Raw genomic sequence first — 16,239 nt, 5'->3', positions numbered from 1 at the left:
CCAAGCGTTTTTTTTATTGTCTTTGTTTTTAATCTACTTACTGTGATAAATTAGACTCATATGAATCTGGATCTAGATATAGTGGCTGATCATCAGAATTGAGATCATTTGTAGGATCCCCATCATTATTTAAATCTTCATTGATAGTCAAAACACCATCATTATCGTCATCTTCATCAGCGAAATCGGGTGTACCATCATCATCAGTATCGTCATCATCAATATTGAAATAACCGTCACCATTTAAATCTTCCTTATAAGAAGGAACTCCATCATTATCATGATCTGCTATTTCTGTTTCCAATAACTCAAATTTAAAAATCATTGGTGAGTATGCCGGAACATCTTCTAGTGCATTAGAAAAATAGGCTAATCCTGAAGGAATAAACATAACACCCAAACCAGGATTATCAAAAGAAACTGTTCCATCTCCATTTTCGAAATACCCTGCAGACTCCTTGAAAAGAGGCATTACTAAGCTCCACCCCTTAACAACTGTAACCAAATCAAACACTATCGGCTCAAGCAACCTGCTATCAAAAACCTCATTTTCTAAAGTACTTCCTTCATAATATACCCTAACATCATCACAAAAGTGAGGTGCATTTTCACCCCCTCCTTCGTTAATTGTTAAAACATAATATTGATATTCGGTTTCCTCATAAGTTGTATTGTGTAACATAGCATCTGTAAGCAGTATCTCATATCCATCCTCTTGAGTATCACTAATTACGATATCATTAATAGTAGGATTGTCCATAGCGCTCAACTGGGCTTTGTTATAGTAATGCGTATCCAGATACCCCAATATACTATCATTATCTATTTGCTGCTGTTCGCCCCTGTCACGCACCTCAACCGTAGTACTACCTCCATCATCATCCTTTTTACAAGCCATTAGGCCTATCATCAAGAAAAGGGAAAAAGTAAAGACTCTTATGTTCATTATTGCTTATTTTTGAATGCGCAAGATACAATTTATAAATAATCTTGCACAAGAAGATTAACTTAGATTTTAGAGCAAAACCATGCGTATTGACAAGTTTTTATGGTGTGTGAGGTACTTTAAAACCAGAAGCATAGCAACAGCAGCCTGTAAAAAAGGACAGGTTAGGGTAAACGGCGATCAAGTGAAGCCTAGTAGAGAAGTTTATCCAACCGACAAAATTGAAGTAAGAAAAAACCAAATAAATTACACCCTAACGGTTAACGATTTACCTCCTAATAGGGTAGGTGCCAAATTGGTTGATATTTACAGAATTGATACAACTCCCAAAGAAGCTTTTGAAGCTTTTGAACTTCTTAAATACTCCCAAGACTATTATCGTAAAAAAGGTACTGGACGACCAACTAAAAAAGATCGAAGAGATATTGATGATTTTCATGAAGAAAGCGAAGATTAAAAGCCTATACTTTTCTTCTCTATAATTATATTTGACTAAAGTTTTAATCTATGAATACAACAACCAGTATTATATTGAACCATCAGGATATTCAAAATAAAATACGTCGCATTGCTTACCAAATTTACGAAGCAAACGTTGATGAGTCAGAAGTGATTTTAGCTGGTATTGACAGCAATGGCTACGAATTGGCAAAGAAGTTAAAGCGTGTATTGAGTCAGATCTCTACAATTTCGCCAGTATTGTGCAAAGTAATTATTGACAAGAAAAACCCTAGATCACCAATTACAACCTCTATTTCGGAAAATGAATACAGCGGAAAATCTGTGGTTTTGGTTGACGATGTTTTAAACTCTGGTACGACCTTAATTTATGGTGTTAAGCACTTTTTAGATGTACCAATGAAAAAATTTAAAACAGCCGTACTAGTTAACAGAAACCATAAAAAATACCCTGTGAAGGCAGACTTTAAAGGCATCTCCCTCTCAACTTCACTAAACGAACATGTAAACGTTTCCTTTGAAACAAATAACTACAAAGCTTATCTAAGCTAACAACGATATTATCCCCTCTAGTGTTTCCTGAGGGGATTTTCCATTAACATCCACTGTAAGCTTTGCTTGATTATAATAATAGGTGCGTTCAAACAAATGCTTACCTATAAAATCTACAAGATCCTCTTTATCTTTTACATTACTCAATAAAGGCCTGTCTGTTCTTAAATCGAACAACCTATTAGCTAGCTCTGCCACCGACGCTTTAAGGTATATTGTGTTTACCGAACCGTCACTCAAAAGAATATTCATATTATTGGCATAGCATGGTGTACCGCCTCCCAACGATAAAACAAAATCCTCTTTTTTATCTTTCAAAACGGTGTTTAGATATTTATTCTCTTTCTTTCTAAAATAAATTTCACCTTTTGACTTGAATAGTTCAGGAATCTCCATTTCCTCTTTATCACTTATGTAATCATCTAAATCTATATAAGGCACTTGTAGTTTCTCAGCCAAAATTTTCCCCACTACAGATTTACCTGACCCCATATAACCTAATAACACTATTTTCATAAGATAAAAAATTTTTCATTTTATTTCACTGGTAATGATACCGTTATTTAACGACACACAAAAAAACAAAATTTTTCACACAAAAAGACTTGCTTTATAAACAAAACGTCATATATTTGCACCCGCATTACAGAAACAAAATGACTTGGTAGCTCAGTTGGTAGAGCATCTCCCTTTTAAGGAGAGGGTCCTGGGTTCGAGCCCCAGCCAAGTCACAAAAAAAGTTAAGCAAACTGCTTAACTTTTTTTATTTTTACTCCAAGCAAATGCGCACGTGGCGGAATTGGTAGACGCGTTAGGTTGAGGGCCTAATGACCGCTTTGGTCGTGGAAGTTCGAGTCTTCTCGTGCGCACTTTCATAGAAACGCTCACAAAAACCCCAGAATAAAAACATAAATACCTAAAAGTAAATCGATTAAAAATAAATTTTAATTTTATAAAAAAACACCTCTAAAAAGATTTGCATTATAATCTAAAGATCATATATTTGCACCCGCATTACAGAAACAAAACGACTTGGTAGCTCAGTTGGTAGAGCATCTCCCTTTTAAGGAGAGGGTCCTGGGTTCGAGCCCCAGCCAAGTCACAAAAAAGTCAAGCAAACCGCTTGACTTTTTTATTTTATACTATCCATTAAATCATCTCAACAACTCTTCAATTAACACCCTAACCTTTTCACTATCCCAGTTAGACGCCCCTGTTTTGTCTATAACAATCTCCCCGCTCCTATCTATTAAAAAGGTTCTTGGGATGCCACTCACATCGAATTCCTTTGGAGGATTACTTAATGGATGATACACCTTCATATTGTACCCCTTGTTATTCAAAAACTCCTTTACGACATGAGGCGACTCATTAGTTACCAAGATAAAATCAACGATATCACTATAGTCATTATAAAGCGATTTTATCGCAGGAAATTCAGCTAAGCAAGGTGGACACCATGTAGCCCAAAAACTAACCAAAACAACTTTTCCTTGAGAGTTTTCAAAATTCACTAAATTACCTTCCAAATCCTGTAATTGCCAATTGTAATCGGATAACTCTACTCTATTTTCCTCATCGATTGTTGAAGGACTAAAAACAGCTAAACCTTTATTTAAATACAACTGAATAGTCTTTCTAGTTTGCGGAATAATCAACAACACAATCAATACTGTAAATAGAATATCGGATATCTTGGGTTTCTTAAGTTTCAAAATCGCTCAATTAAATATTTATACCATTAACAAATGTAATTAAACAAAAACTCCCGAGCTATTACAGTTCGGGAGTTTCAATTTTCTTAAAGGATTTATTTCTATTCTTCTTCAGTAGCTTCTTCTTTTGCTACTTCTTCTTTAGCATCAAAATCCATCATTCCCTGCTTTTGAAGCAAGTTGTACCATTGGATTACTTTTTTAATATCGCTTGCATACACACGCTCCTCATCGTAATCTGGCAATACGTTTGCAAAATAGTCTTCTAAAACCTCTTTGCTTTCTTTGTGCCCAACACTTGTTGCTTCACCATTTTCCTTCTCCTTGATTTTAGCAAACACCTCACGTAAAGGCACTTCTTCGGTCATAGTGTAAATTGCAATCTCGCTCAATAAGCTTACGTTGTGGTGCAAGCTAACAGACATTCGTTTGTTATCTATTAAAGATTCGGCAATGAAACCGCTTCTGGTTTGGGTTATTAATTTATATAAACCAGGCTTTCCTGTAATTGATAATACTTTTTCTAAGCTCATAATTTCATTTTTAAGGAAGGCAAATATCTTGCCTTTGAATATGTTTTACAAAAATTATCGTTTCTTTTTCATACTAGGAAAACGCATTTTATAGTCTACACGTATTTTCCCTTTAGAGATATTAGCCAACTTACTTTTTATTAAACGCTTTTTAAGACCTGATAGCTTATCAGTAAATAAAATCCCCTCAATGTGATCATATTCATGCTGAATAACTCGTGCCGCAAGTCCATCATATTCTTCAACATGCTTATTAAATTCTTCATCGTAATACTCAATAGTAATCTTTGGTTTTCTAAATACATCTTCACGAACATCTGGAATACTAAGACACCCTTCGTTGAATGCCCATTCATCTCCTTCTTCAGCAACTATTTTAGGATTGATAAATGTCTTTTTGAAATCCTTTAATGCATTCTGTTCATCGGTAGACAAATCTTCATCTTCCGCAAATGGTGATGCATCAACAATAAACAAACGTATTGGCAATCCAATTTGTGGAGCAGCCAAACCAACACCATAGGCATTATACATGGTTTCATACATGTTTGCTAAAAGCTCGGTTAGGCTTGGATAGTCTTTATCTATTTCCTGTCCCATTTTCTTCAACACGGGATCTCCATAAGCTACAATAGGTAATATCATTATCTCGTATAGTATTTAGCTGCAAAAATACAACACTTATATCTTAAAGAAAGGATTATGCAATAAAAAACCCCGTAAACGGGGTTCAATTAGGCACAAATATTTAGGTATTTATCTCTTTTATGTATTTAACACAGGGTTGGTTTACTTTTCACTTCAAACAACTCCACCTTACCTTTTATCCTTAAGTCTATCTTCGCCTCCAAAAGCTTATGTTTACGACCAGCTATTCGAATTGAATCTTGATTTTTGAAATTGTTTTTCTTTACAGGTTTTTCAAATTTAATTCTACCATTAACAAAATCACTTTCTACCAATATTGATGATTGAGCATTTGCTTGAAAAACGCAAAAAAGTACTATGATTAAAATGTGTAGTATTTTCATAACCCTTATAACTATGAAACAAATTTAATCGCATAAGAACCTCCTTTCAAATTAATTAGTTGAGTAAAAAAATAAAATCGATTATATGTTGAACATCCATTTTTTATCGATATACGGACATTCATTCATAGCAAAAAGACCTACAAATAAAAAACCAACTATTTAGAATACAGATAGTTTTGAAGAATAAGAGTTGCACTTATTTCATCTACAAGTGCTTTGTTTTGACGTTGCTTTTTTTTGAGTCCACTATCAATCATTGTTTGAAAAGCCATCTTTGAAGTAAAACGCTCGTCTACACGTTCAATGGGAATTTTAGGAAACATCTTTTCCAGCTTCCTTAGAAAAGCTGATATCAAAGCCTCACTTTCGGACACTTCGGCATTCATTTGTTTTGGCTCGCCCACAACGAAAAGCTCAACATTTTCCTTTGAAACATATTCTTGAAGAAAACCCATAAGTTCTTTTGTGGAAACAGTGGTCAACCCAGAAGCAATCAACTGTAATTCATCGGTTACCGCTATTCCAGTTCTTATCTTACCATAGTCCAATGCCAGTATTCTTCCCATTTTTATTTTTTTCAAAATTACACTTTATATTTTTTACACCTTTAAATAATTACCAGTTTTGATGGAAGCGGTTATCTTTGCAAAAATTTATTGAACGATGACAGAGTTACGAAATATTATTGAAGCTGCTTGGGAAGACAGATCCCTTTTAAAAGAAGATAAAACCATAAACGCTATTAGAGAAGTTGTTTCTTTATTGGACAGCGGTTCTTTGCGTGTTGCCGAACCAACCAACGATGGATGGCAAGTTAACGAATGGGTTAAAAAAGGGGTGGTATTGTATTTCCCAATTCAGAAGATGGAAACTTTTGAAGCCGGACCTCTTGAATTCCATGATAAAATCCCATTAAAAACCGGATATGCAGAAAAAGGTATTCGCGTAGTACCTCACGCTGTGGCAAGACACGGAGCCTATATTTCAAAAGGTGTGATTATGATGCCTAGTTATGTAAATATTGGAGCTTACGTAGACGAAGGTACTATGGTAGACACTTGGGCAACTGTAGGAAGCTGTGCTCAAATTGGTAAAAACGTTCACCTCTCTGGAGGTGTTGGTATTGGTGGGGTTTTAGAGCCTCTTCAAGCTGCTCCAGTAATTATTGAAGACAATGCCTTTATAGGTTCTAGATGTATCGTAGTAGAAGGTGTTCGTGTAGAGAAAGAAGCTGTTCTAGGTGCTAACGTAGTACTAACGGCATCGACTAAAATTATCGATGTAACAGGTGACGAACCAATAGAAATGAAAGGTATTGTACCTGCAAGGTCTGTGGTTATCCCAGGAAGTTACACTAAAGAATTTGCTGCTGGAAGCTATAATGTACCTTGTGCGTTGATTATTGGAAAGCGTAAAGAAACTACAGATAAGAAAACATCCTTGAACGACGCTTTGCGTGAATACGATGTAGCGGTTTAACATTAGGATGAAGGTTTTAATCATACAACAGAAAATGATTGGTGATGTGCTGACAACAAGTATTTTGTTTGAAGCACTAAAAAAACAATTCCCGAATTCGGAATTACATTATGTGATTAACCAACACACTTTTCCTGTTGTTGAGAACAACCCTTTTATAGATAGGATTTTATTTATCACGCCAGAAATCGAGAACAGCAAGCTCGAATTCTGGCGTTTTTTACAATCAGTAAAAAAAGAAAAGTACGATACGGTTATTGATGTTTATTCTAAACTTTCCAGTAATCTTATCACTTACTTCTCTGGAGCTAAAACAAAAATATCTCAAGACAAATCGTATTCGGTATTTTTTTACACCCATACCTTTAAAAACAAAAAAAATCCCAGCACTAATGCTGGTTTAGCAGTAGAGAATCGACTGAAGTTATTAACCCCAATTTCTGAAAATCTTTCAAAATTCATCTTTAAGCCGAAGATTTATTTACAAGAAGAAGAAATTGAAAAGGCAAGGCAATACTTAGTCAACTCACAAATAGCGTTAGACAAACCATTGTTTATGATGAGTGTTTTAGGAAGTTCAGACACTAAGACCTACCCTTTGGATTATATGGCCAAATTGATTGATGGCATCGTTTCAAAAACCAAAGGTCAAATTCTGTTCAATTACATTCCGAAGCAACTGGCAGAAGCCGAAGTTATTTTTAAAAACTGCAAAACAGAAACCCAAAAACATATCTATTTTGATGTTTTTGGTAAAAGTCTAAGAGAGTTTTTATCTATAACAAAACATTGTACAGCAGTTATAGGCAACGAAGGTGGTGCCGTAAATATGGCAAAAGCTCTAAATATTCCTACGTTCACTATTTTCTCTCCATGGATTAGAAAAGATGCCTGGAATATGTTTGAAGATGGTAAAGAAAACATTTCAATTCACCTGAATGATATTAACCCAGAACTTTACCAAGGAAAAACCTATAAGGAAATGAAAAAACAAGTATATACTCTTTACAAAATCTTCGAACCTCAATTGATTCTCCCTAAATTAGGACGTTTTTTAGAGCAGTTTTAAACTACTTTTTTATTCCATAATCAGTCCAGCTTAATTTTTCCTTTTTTGTAGTAGCCCTAATTGCTAGATTTTTATTGATAGAATCCTGTGTTTTATATCCCCTAGGATGATCTAAGTGCACACAAATGGCACTATATCTAATCTGTTTAGATTTGATACCCTTATTGAACAAACGCTCACCCAATTCTCTATCCTGACCACCATATTGCATACGCTCATCAAAACCATTAATATCTAAAATATCATTTTTCCAACCCGAAGCATTATGTCCATTCCAACTGGCATTGGTTGGTGTAACCGTGTTTAAAAGCTTGCTTTTAAAACCAGAAGCTGTAAGTTTATTATTTTTAAAGGTTGACTTAAGTCCTTTGGATTTCAACCACTTTACATCAAAACAGCGTTGCGATAAAATATCATCTTTTTCAATAGCTTCAGAAATGTTCATAGGCAACATAAAATAGCCTCCTGAGAGAAAATATCCCTTTTCACGCTTATCCATATGCACCTGAACAAAATCCTCACGAGCCATGCAATCACCGTCACTCATTAAAATATAATCGGCGTTACATGCCAATATGGCTTTGTTAAGAATTTGTGACTTCTGAAAGCCATTATCTTCATGCCAAACATGAATTATAGGGTAATCCAACTGAGATTTCATTTTTTCAATCAAATCGAAAGTTGGCTGTTTCGAGCCATCATCGGCAATTACCATTTCAAAATTCCTGAAGGTTTGCGCCTGATAACTCCACATGACTTTCTCTAACCAAGCCTCAGAATTATAAGTACTTATAATGATTGAAATATCCGGTTTACTCATAATATTATTGTTCTATTCCGTAATTGGTATAGGTCGATTTGTGTTTTTTTGTTGCTTTTCTTATTCCTTGGTTTTTCTTCAAGGCCTCCTCATTTTTGTATGGTCGATCATGATATAAATGCACACAGATAACACTATATCTCGCCTGTAAAAACTTTACGCCTTTATTCATTAGTCGTTCACCTATTTCGCGATCTTCTCCTCCGTATTGCATACGCTCATCAAAACCATTAACCTCCAAAATATCACGCTTCCACCCTGAAACATTCATCCCATCAAAAGTTGCCTTAGTTGGTGTGAAGGTATTTAAAAACCATGCCTTAGTTCCTTCAGCCGTGAGTTTATTTAACTTAAAGTTCTTATCCAAACCTTGCTCTAACAACCAATTAGCATTAAAGCAATCCTGATTTACAATATGCTCCTTTGTAATCAACTTAGAAATTTTTTTTGGTAGTTTAAAATACCCTCCTGATAAAAAACAATTCTCTTGCTGAAGTTTTAAATGTGTTGCTACAAAATCCCTTCTTGGAATGCAATCACCATCAGTAAAAATCAGATAATCAGATTGAGCACTTCCAATGGCTTTATTTAAAATTTTTGTTTTCTGAAACCCATCATCTTCCTGCCAAACATGAGTAATGGTCAATTTTGACTTTTGGGCAAATTCATCAATCACTGCTTTAGTCTCATTTGAAGAGCCGTCATCAGCGATAATTACTTCAAACTTTGTTTCAGTTTGTAGTTCATATCCCCACAGTACATTTCGCAACCAAAAAGGCTGGTTGTACGTACTTATAATAACCGATGCTTTACAAGTCTCCATTAAAGCAAAAGTACTATTTTTACAAGCAATTCTATACAAAATGATCAAACTATCAGGCGTAATTATCACCTTTAACGAAGAACGGAATATTGAAAGCTGCTTACAATCGCTGGTCAATGTTGTAGACGAAATTGTGGTGGTCGATTCCTTCTCTACAGACAGCACCAAGGAAATCTGTCTCCGCTATGATGTTAAGTTCATAGAACAGAAGTTTTTGGGGTATATCGAACAGAAAAACTTCGCCCTAAAGCAAGCTTCTTTTGACCATATTGTTTCTTTAGATGGTGATGAATCCCTTTCGGAAGAATTACAACAGTCCATTATCAAACTGAAATCCAATTGGAAACTCAATGGTTATTACTGCAACCGCTATAACAATTTTTGTGGTCAATGGATAAAACACTCCGATTGGTACCCAAACAAAAAGCTCCGTGTTTTCGATAGAAGGAAGGCAAAATGGAAAGGTATTAACCCACATGACCAGATTGTCATGAATACACCTACTGAAAAAACAGGGCGGCTAAAAGGAGACATTCTCCACTTGACTTATCAAACTTATTCGGAATTCAATCAGAAAATGGAACATTTTTCAAGTATTTCGGCTCAGGCTTATTACGATCTGGGAAAAAAGGGAACACTTTTTAAAATTCTTTTTAACCCTACTTGGGCGTTTTTTAAATCCTATATTTTGAGACTTGGATTTTTAGACGGATTGAACGGACTGGTTATTTGTATTCAATCAGCCAATCTTACCTTCTTGAAATACACCAAACTGAGGGAATTACAACTTAAGTATAGAAACAGTTGATTGCAAACAAAACACAATGCGAATAATTATTAATATTTTTGCCCTTTAAATCATCTGCATGCGATTAATACAAGTTACTGCCTCTAGAGTATGGCGTGGTCATGAACAAAAAATAATTTACCTCTACGAAGCCTTTAAAAAATATGGCTATGTTGAGGATCAATGGATTGTTTGCCCCAAGGATTCTGAAATCTACCAAGTGGCCACAGAAAAGAACATGCAGGTTATTGGCTTGGAAGTGAAATCGGAATACGATTTAAAATTCGCAAAAGCCCTCAAGCAAATTGCTGTTAAGAACAAAGCTGATATCGTTTTTATACATAACAGTAAATCACACACTTTGGCTGTACTATCGCATTTACTGTTTGGCTTGAACATTCCTTTGGTTTTGTGTAGAACCCTGATTAAACGGGTGGACACTAACTTTTTCAGAAAGTGGAAATACAATTATAAGGGTATTGAAAAAATCATTTGTGTCTCTAACCCTGTGGTTGAAACCTTAAAATTTGCTGTAAATGACCACAGTAAACTTTGTGTCGTTGGAAGTGTTACCGATATTGAGAAATTCCCAAAAAAGGAAAGCGCTGGACTTTTACATAAGCAGTTCAATATCCCTGAAGACTATAAAATCATTGGTAATATTGCAGAATTCACTGGTTTTAAAGATCACTACACCTGGGTAGACACTGTAGAGATTTTGGTCAAGGAGAACCAACTTAAAGCCAAATACATTTTAGTTGGTAAGGGGAAATTGGAAGCAGAGATCAGACAGTATGTGGACGATAAAGGTCTAACAGACCACATTATTTTTGCCGGCTTTAGAAGGGATGTCCCTGAAATTCTACCTGAGTTCGATTTGTTCCTTTTCACATCAAATAACGAACCAACAGGTGGTGTTCTATTGGAAGCCTATGCCTGTAATGTTCCTATTGTAGCAGCCAATGCAGGAGGAATCTCTGAAGTGGTTGTTGATGGTGAAACTGGCTTGTTGGCAAAAGTTGGCAACGGTAGGGATTTTGCAGAAAAGGTAATGACACTTATTGATAATAAAGATTTACAGCAAAAATTCATTACAAATGGTTATCAGTACTTATTGGATAATTTCACCAAAGAAGTCATAGCCAAGAAAATGTTAAATGAATTACAAAATGTACTTAATGCTAGGTAACTTAATAAGATCCCCTAACTGTTTATTGAGCTTTTCAATATTGATGCGTTTCATACCTCCAGTATTAAAAAAGGTTAGCTCACCAAAATACACTTGTTTTTCTATAGAATATAAATCAACACGAACATAGATAAAACCTTGCGATAGTTTTGTGGCAACCTCCACCATTTCATCAAAATTATCTGGTTTTGGAATATCTTTAGCTAAATAACTTTGTGTAGGGTTGTCATCGATCACCTTTTCCCAATCCATTGTGTAAAAACACTTTTTCTCTGTTCCTTGGTCTTGTGTTTTCACAAGGATTAACTTAGGCTCACCTTGAAAACAAAGAAACTTATAGTCTATGATATGTCCAAAATCGAACTGACCTAAATATTTTTCGGCTATAATACGAGGTTTCACATCTTTATAAATATACTCCCTATATTTATAAAAGTAGTTGTCACTTAAGAATTTGTTGAGTTCCTTTTTGGTTTGATCTATATCAAGATTAGCTTTATCTCTTACAATAATATTATAGCCAGAGCCATGCGTACCCTTTAATACAAACTTATCAGGCAATGCATTAAAATCAATATCATCAACATTGTCATAAACAGCTATAAGATCATTTAAATATTTCTCTCCTATGCTTTTTTCTACAATTTCTCTTACAGCATATTTATCCACATAATCTTTATAATCTTCCCTGTATTTATAAAGTTTTAGCCAATTAAGTTTTTCAGTAAAGTCCATTGGATTATCAATATTTAAAGTTTTCTCATTCTTCAAATAGTAATAAGGCTTTAAATAGCTTAAGTCATTCTTAGAATAGCGTTTTAACCGCTTTACTAAAAATTGATAATACTTCCTCTTTAAAAAATTCATTCAACTTAATTTAAGAATAGCAAAAGTATTAAAAGCGTAATGAATATTTTTGCATTTTAATCACATTGTGAATCAAACCATTTTTCTGATTCAAACAGAAAGACCCATATGAACCCAATAAAGAAAACAATATACGGCTTAATAAAGAAACTGAAGTTTCTTCCTCCTCCATTTTACATGAAGATTTATCATGAATACTATACTGGAAAAAAGCTTGATTTGGACAATCCGAAAGAGTTCAACGAAAAAATACAATGGATTAAAGTTTTCTATAAACCGAACATTCTAAGCAAATTAGTGGACAAATACGAAGTAAGAGACTATGTAAAGGATGTAATTGGAGATAAATACCTTAATAGTATACTAGGGGTTTATAGCTCTGTTGAGGAAGTTAATTTTGACGAACTACCCAATAGGTTTGTATTAAAAGGAACTCACGGTAGCAATTACAACTACATCGTAACCAATAAGGATAAGGACACCATTAAGACTTCTAAGAAGAAAATGAAAAAATGGTTGGGGCGTAACTATTATTACAGATCGGGCTTGGAATGGGCTTATAAAAATGTTCCGCCAAGGGTTATTGCCGAAACCTTTATGGAAGAGGAAGGGAAAGAAGTCCTTAACGATTATAAGTTTTACTGCTTTAACGGCGAACCTAAATTTGTTCAGATAGATATAGATAGAAACATCAACAACTATAGATGTTTCTATGATATGGCCTGGAAAAAGCTACCATTTACCAAGGGAAAAAACCAATTATTCCCCGATGATTCTCCTAAGCCGGAAAACCTTGAAGAAATGATAGAATTATCAAAAAAACTATCAAAACCATTCCCTTTTGTTAGAGTTGATTTTTTCTCTGTTAACGGTAAAACCATATTTGGTGAAATGACATTTTACCCTGGAGATGGAAGAACGGAGTTCAATCCAGAAAAGTACAATCGTATTTTTGGCGACCATTTAACCTTACCAAAAATTCCTAAAGGAAAGAAATTTATAGATTCCGTTTAATTATTTACGTTTAGGCTTAAACATACGCTTAAGGCGTCTTCGTCGTGAAAACCTAGCTTGAAAGCCTTGGATTTCGCCCCACATTGCCTTAAAAACCTTTTCATAAGGCGCTCCGATGCATTTGGCATATTCGTCACTCATTACCTCAACCATAGGTTGAAACTTGGATAAACGGGAGAAGTTTTTAATTCGGTCTTCAAAAGACATGGTCTTAAACTCCATCCGGTTCAAGTCTACCAAATAAAAGGCATAGCCATCATCTACCTTTTTAATCAATGTATTTCCTGGTGAGTGATCTAAAAAATGAACGCCTTTTTCATGAAGTTCGAAAGTAAAACGAGTAAAAGCCCTTAAAATTTCTTCATGATCGGGATAATTGGGGTTGGTTATCAATTCACGATACGTTAAATCGCAATCTAAATGTTCACTTATATAAAAGCTTCTCTTAAATAAAAATGGAGAGGTAAACTCATAATAAGCAATAGGTTGTGGTGTACCTATTCCCATCTCCATGAGTTTGTTTGCATACTCAAATGAACGCTGGGCCTTACTCTTCCTAAAAAACTTATAAGCGATTTGGTTAACAATATTAGGCACCCTAAACGATTTAACGTTTAAAACCTGACCATTAAACTCAAATAATTTAATCGTATTTCTATCTTGGTTTCCGAACTCTTCACCCGAAGAATCAAACCTTTCTATAATACCATTAATGTCCGCCTTATAAGATTGGTAAGTGTTTGCAAACTCATTTTTCATGAAGCAATATTACAACATTTTACAATGGAGATAAAAACAGCTCGTCATATTTATGGAAAAGCAGCTCTTAAATACCCTTTGTTAAACCACAGAACATTAAATTTGTAGCGCCAAAAAGCACTAAAAAATGAATGAAGATATAAATAAGGCTCTAACAACATTAAAGCAAGGCGGATTAATTCTCTATCCTACAGACACTGTTTGGGGTATTGGATGTGACGCCACAAACTTTGACGCCATAAAAAAAATATATGCTTTAAAGCAGAGAGAGGAAAGCAAAAGCATGATTTGTCTTGTAAGCGATTTTAAAATGTTGCAACAATATGTTGAGGACGTTCCTGAAGTAGCTTACGATATATTAAAATATACCGATAAACCCACAACGGTTATTTACGATAAACCTATTCGGGTTTCTGAGAACTTAATAGCTCCAGATAACACACTGGCAATACGTGTTGTTCGAGATAAATTTTGTAACCAATTGCTTCGTAAATTCAGAAAACCTATCGTTTCTACATCGGCTAACATTAGCGGACAGCCTACACCATTATCGTTTAAAGAAATCCCTGAGGAGATTTTAAAAGGTGTAGACTATGTAGTAAATTTGCCCAACATTAAAATGGGTACAAAACCTTCATCTATCATCAAACTAAGTAACGACGGTAAAGTACAAGTAATCAGAAAGTAAACACCATTACTTTTTCAAGTCAAAACGATTAAACCCAAGGGTTTCCATTATTTGGAATAATGCACATGAAGTACGAAAACGCTTTACAACATAATATTTTCAAAATAGTTTCTCAATCGGCCAAAGAACTTCAATTGGATGCTTATGTCATCGGAGGGTATGTTAGGGATTATATTCTAGATCGCGGCACACATAAGGACATTGACATTGTTGCTATTGGAAGTGGTATTTCACTGGCGAAACAGGTAGCCAAAAACCTGCCGACCAAACCTAAAGTACAGGTTTTTAAAACCTACGGAACGGCAATGTTGCGCTACGACGACATGGAAATTGAATTTGTTGGTGCCCGCAAGGAATCGTACAATGAGGACAGCAGAAACCCCGTAGTGGAAAATGGAAGTTTAGAAGACGACCAAAACCGTCGTGACTTTACCATTAATGCATTAGCACTAGATTTACATGAAGAGCGTTTTGGAAAATTGCTAGATCCTTTTAATGGTGTTCAAGATATGAAAGACAAAATTATCAGAACACCGCTCGACCCAGATATCACCTATAGTGATGATCCTTTGCGTATGCTTCGCGCAATCAGATTCGCTACCCAGTTGAATTTTACAATTGAAAAGGAATCGCTAGACGCTATCACAAGAAACAATAGCCGTATTAAAATCATCACCAAAGAGCGTATTGTTGTTGAATTGAATAAAATTTTGGAAAGCCCTATACCTTCAATTGGTTTTTTGTTATTGGAGAAAACAGGATTATTGGAATTTATCCTTCCAGAACTAACAGCTCTTAAGGGTATTGATGAAATTGAGGGACAGCGTCACAAGGATAATTTTTACCACACTCTAGAGGTTGTAGACAATATTTCTGAAAACACAGATAACCTTTGGTTAAGATGGGCTGCTTTGTTACACGATATTGGCAAAGCACCTACAAAGCGCTTCAGTAAAAAAGTTGGTTGGACATTTCACGGACATGAATTCGAGGGTTCAAAAATGGTATACCGATTGTTCAAGCGTTTGAAAATGCCTTTGAATGACAAGATGAAATTTGTCCAAAAAATGGTATTGATGAGCTCGCGTCCAATTGTTTTGGCTCAGGATATCGTAACCGATTCGGCTGTTAGGCGATTGGTTTTTGATGCTGGCGACAATGTAGACGACTTAATGACGCTTTGCGAAGCCGATATCACAACCAAAAACCCTAAAAAATTCAAGAAGTATCACAACAATTTTAAAATTGTACGTGATAAAATCATTGAGGTGGAAGAACGTGATCAGGTTCGTAATTTCCAACCACCGATTAGCGGTGACGATATTATGAATACCTTCAATATTAAGCCTTCGCGAGAAATTGGGATTATTAAAGAAGTTATCAAAGAAGCCATACTCGAAGGTGATATCCCTAATGAATATGAAGCAGCTTATCAACTAATGTTAAAGGAAGGAAATCGTTTAGGGTTAAAGATTTCAGAGTAAAAAATAATAATTAACAATAGC

19 protein-coding genes and 3 tRNA genes are annotated in these 16,239 nt (G+C 35.0%); 12 read left to right on the top strand and 10 right to left on the bottom strand.

Translation table 11 applies throughout. The features are described 5' to 3' along the window. Positions 1–37: 37 nt before the first annotated feature. Complete coding sequence (locus PWU04_RS11990; protein ID WP_274476349.1) at positions 38–946, bottom strand: FKBP-type peptidyl-prolyl cis-trans isomerase; 909 nt, start codon at positions 944–946, stop codon at positions 38–40. An 82-nt stretch (positions 947–1,028) separates the two neighbouring features. Between PWU04_RS11990 and PWU04_RS11985 the strand changes: the two genes are divergently transcribed. Both PWU04_RS11985 and PWU04_RS11980 read left to right on the top strand, forming a co-directional pair. Next, a complete protein-coding gene (locus PWU04_RS11985) occupies positions 1,029–1,403 on the top strand; it encodes an RNA-binding S4 domain-containing protein (RefSeq protein WP_274476348.1) in 375 nt (124 codons plus the stop codon). A gap of 50 nt (positions 1,404–1,453) precedes the next feature. Next, positions 1,454–1,957, top strand: a complete 504-nt coding sequence (locus PWU04_RS11980) for a phosphoribosyltransferase family protein (protein ID WP_274476347.1) — start codon at positions 1,454–1,456, stop codon at positions 1,955–1,957. Here the strand turns inward: PWU04_RS11980 and PWU04_RS11975 are convergent. Then, entirely contained in the window at positions 1,949–2,473 is a 525-nt protein-coding gene (locus PWU04_RS11975; protein ID WP_274476346.1) for a shikimate kinase, read from the bottom strand. The genes PWU04_RS11980 and PWU04_RS11975 overlap by 9 nt on opposite strands. Before the next feature lie 142 nt (positions 2,474–2,615). On the opposite strand from PWU04_RS11975, the gene PWU04_RS11970 reads away from it, so the two are divergent. The 3 genes from PWU04_RS11970 (at position 2,616) to PWU04_RS11960 (ending at position 3,059) form a co-directional block, all read left to right on the top strand. Beyond that, a tRNA-Lys gene (locus PWU04_RS11970) sits at positions 2,616–2,688 on the top strand. A gap of 53 nt (positions 2,689–2,741) precedes the next feature. Beyond that, positions 2,742–2,826: transfer RNA gene (locus PWU04_RS11965), tRNA-Leu, on the top strand. 160 nt (positions 2,827–2,986) lie between these two features. Continuing rightward, a tRNA-Lys gene (locus tag PWU04_RS11960) sits at positions 2,987–3,059 on the top strand. A 52-nt stretch (positions 3,060–3,111) separates the two neighbouring features. Here the strand turns inward: PWU04_RS11960 and PWU04_RS11955 are convergent. The 4 genes from PWU04_RS11955 to ruvX form a co-directional block, all read right to left on the bottom strand. Then, complete coding sequence (locus tag PWU04_RS11955) at positions 3,112–3,672, bottom strand: TlpA family protein disulfide reductase (protein WP_274476345.1); 561 nt, start codon at positions 3,670–3,672, stop codon at positions 3,112–3,114. Positions 3,673–3,773: 101 nt separating this feature from the next. Then, positions 3,774–4,205, bottom strand: a complete 432-nt coding sequence (locus tag PWU04_RS11950) for a DUF5606 family protein (RefSeq protein WP_274476344.1) — start codon at positions 4,203–4,205, stop codon at positions 3,774–3,776. A gap of 54 nt (positions 4,206–4,259) precedes the next feature. Then, complete coding sequence (gene def / locus PWU04_RS11945; RefSeq protein WP_274476343.1) at positions 4,260–4,850, bottom strand: peptide deformylase; 591 nt, start codon at positions 4,848–4,850, stop codon at positions 4,260–4,262. 544 nt (positions 4,851–5,394) lie between these two features. Then, positions 5,395–5,805: a Holliday junction resolvase RuvX gene (gene ruvX, locus PWU04_RS11940; protein ID WP_274476342.1), complete on the bottom strand. Its 411-nt coding sequence runs from the start codon at positions 5,803–5,805 to the stop codon at positions 5,395–5,397. A 97-nt stretch (positions 5,806–5,902) separates the two neighbouring features. On the opposite strand from ruvX, the gene PWU04_RS11935 reads away from it, so the two are divergent. Beyond that, positions 5,903–6,718 (top strand): 2,3,4,5-tetrahydropyridine-2,6-dicarboxylate N-succinyltransferase, encoded by an 816-nt coding sequence (locus PWU04_RS11935; RefSeq protein WP_274476341.1) that lies wholly within the window; start codon positions 5,903–5,905, stop codon positions 6,716–6,718. Positions 6,719–6,725: 7 nt separating this feature from the next. Beyond that, positions 6,726–7,787 carry a glycosyltransferase family 9 protein gene (locus tag PWU04_RS11930; protein ID WP_274476340.1) on the top strand — a complete coding sequence of 354 codons (1,062 nt, stop codon included), beginning with the start codon at positions 6,726–6,728 and terminating at the stop codon, positions 7,785–7,787. A gap of 1 nt (position 7,788) precedes the next feature. On the opposite strand, the gene PWU04_RS11925 is transcribed toward PWU04_RS11930, so the two are convergent. Beyond that, positions 7,789–8,607, bottom strand: coding sequence for a glycosyltransferase family 2 protein (locus PWU04_RS11925; protein WP_274476339.1), 819 nt, complete (start codon positions 8,605–8,607; stop codon positions 7,789–7,791). A gap of 4 nt (positions 8,608–8,611) precedes the next feature. Further along, positions 8,612–9,430 (bottom strand): glycosyltransferase family 2 protein, encoded by an 819-nt coding sequence (locus tag PWU04_RS11920; protein WP_274476338.1) that lies wholly within the window; start codon positions 9,428–9,430, stop codon positions 8,612–8,614. A 40-nt stretch (positions 9,431–9,470) separates the two neighbouring features. Here PWU04_RS11920 and PWU04_RS11915 point away from each other — a divergent pair, with 40 nt between their 5' ends. Both PWU04_RS11915 and PWU04_RS11910 read left to right on the top strand, forming a co-directional pair. After that, the gene (locus PWU04_RS11915; protein ID WP_274476337.1) at positions 9,471–10,238 is read left to right on the top strand and encodes a glycosyltransferase family 2 protein; all 768 of its coding nucleotides are present in this window, start codon (positions 9,471–9,473) and stop codon (positions 10,236–10,238) included. Between the two features lie 58 nt (positions 10,239–10,296). Beyond that, positions 10,297–11,406 (top strand): glycosyltransferase family 4 protein, encoded by a 1,110-nt coding sequence (locus tag PWU04_RS11910; RefSeq protein WP_274476336.1) that lies wholly within the window; start codon positions 10,297–10,299, stop codon positions 11,404–11,406. Here the strand turns inward: PWU04_RS11910 and PWU04_RS11905 are convergent. Continuing rightward, entirely contained in the window at positions 11,380–12,273 is an 894-nt protein-coding gene (locus PWU04_RS11905) for an ATP-grasp fold amidoligase family protein (protein WP_274476335.1), read from the bottom strand. The two genes, PWU04_RS11910 and PWU04_RS11905, sit on opposite strands and share 27 nt — an antisense overlap. 108 nt (positions 12,274–12,381) lie before the next feature. On the opposite strand from PWU04_RS11905, the gene PWU04_RS11900 reads away from it, so the two are divergent. Further along, positions 12,382–13,287 carry an ATP-grasp fold amidoligase family protein gene (locus tag PWU04_RS11900; RefSeq protein WP_274476334.1) on the top strand — a complete coding sequence of 302 codons (906 nt, stop codon included), beginning with the start codon at positions 12,382–12,384 and terminating at the stop codon, positions 13,285–13,287. On the opposite strand, the gene PWU04_RS11895 is transcribed toward PWU04_RS11900, so the two are convergent. Next, positions 13,288–14,046: a lipopolysaccharide kinase InaA family protein gene (locus PWU04_RS11895; protein WP_274476333.1), complete on the bottom strand. Its 759-nt coding sequence runs from the start codon at positions 14,044–14,046 to the stop codon at positions 13,288–13,290. A 127-nt stretch (positions 14,047–14,173) separates the two neighbouring features. Between PWU04_RS11895 and PWU04_RS11890 the strand changes: the two genes are divergently transcribed. Then, positions 14,174–14,734, top strand: coding sequence for an L-threonylcarbamoyladenylate synthase (locus PWU04_RS11890; protein ID WP_274476332.1), 561 nt, complete (start codon positions 14,174–14,176; stop codon positions 14,732–14,734). Positions 14,735–14,799: 65 nt separating this feature from the next. Continuing rightward, positions 14,800–16,218, top strand: coding sequence for a CCA tRNA nucleotidyltransferase (locus PWU04_RS11885; protein ID WP_274476331.1), 1,419 nt, complete (start codon positions 14,800–14,802; stop codon positions 16,216–16,218). The last annotated feature ends 21 nt before the right edge of the window (positions 16,219–16,239 follow it).

The organism is Mangrovimonas aestuarii (assembly GCF_028767185.1).
Lineage (GTDB): Bacteria > Bacteroidota > Bacteroidia > Flavobacteriales > Flavobacteriaceae > Mangrovimonas_B > Mangrovimonas_B aestuarii.
This window is presented reverse-complemented; position numbering and strand designations above follow the sequence as displayed.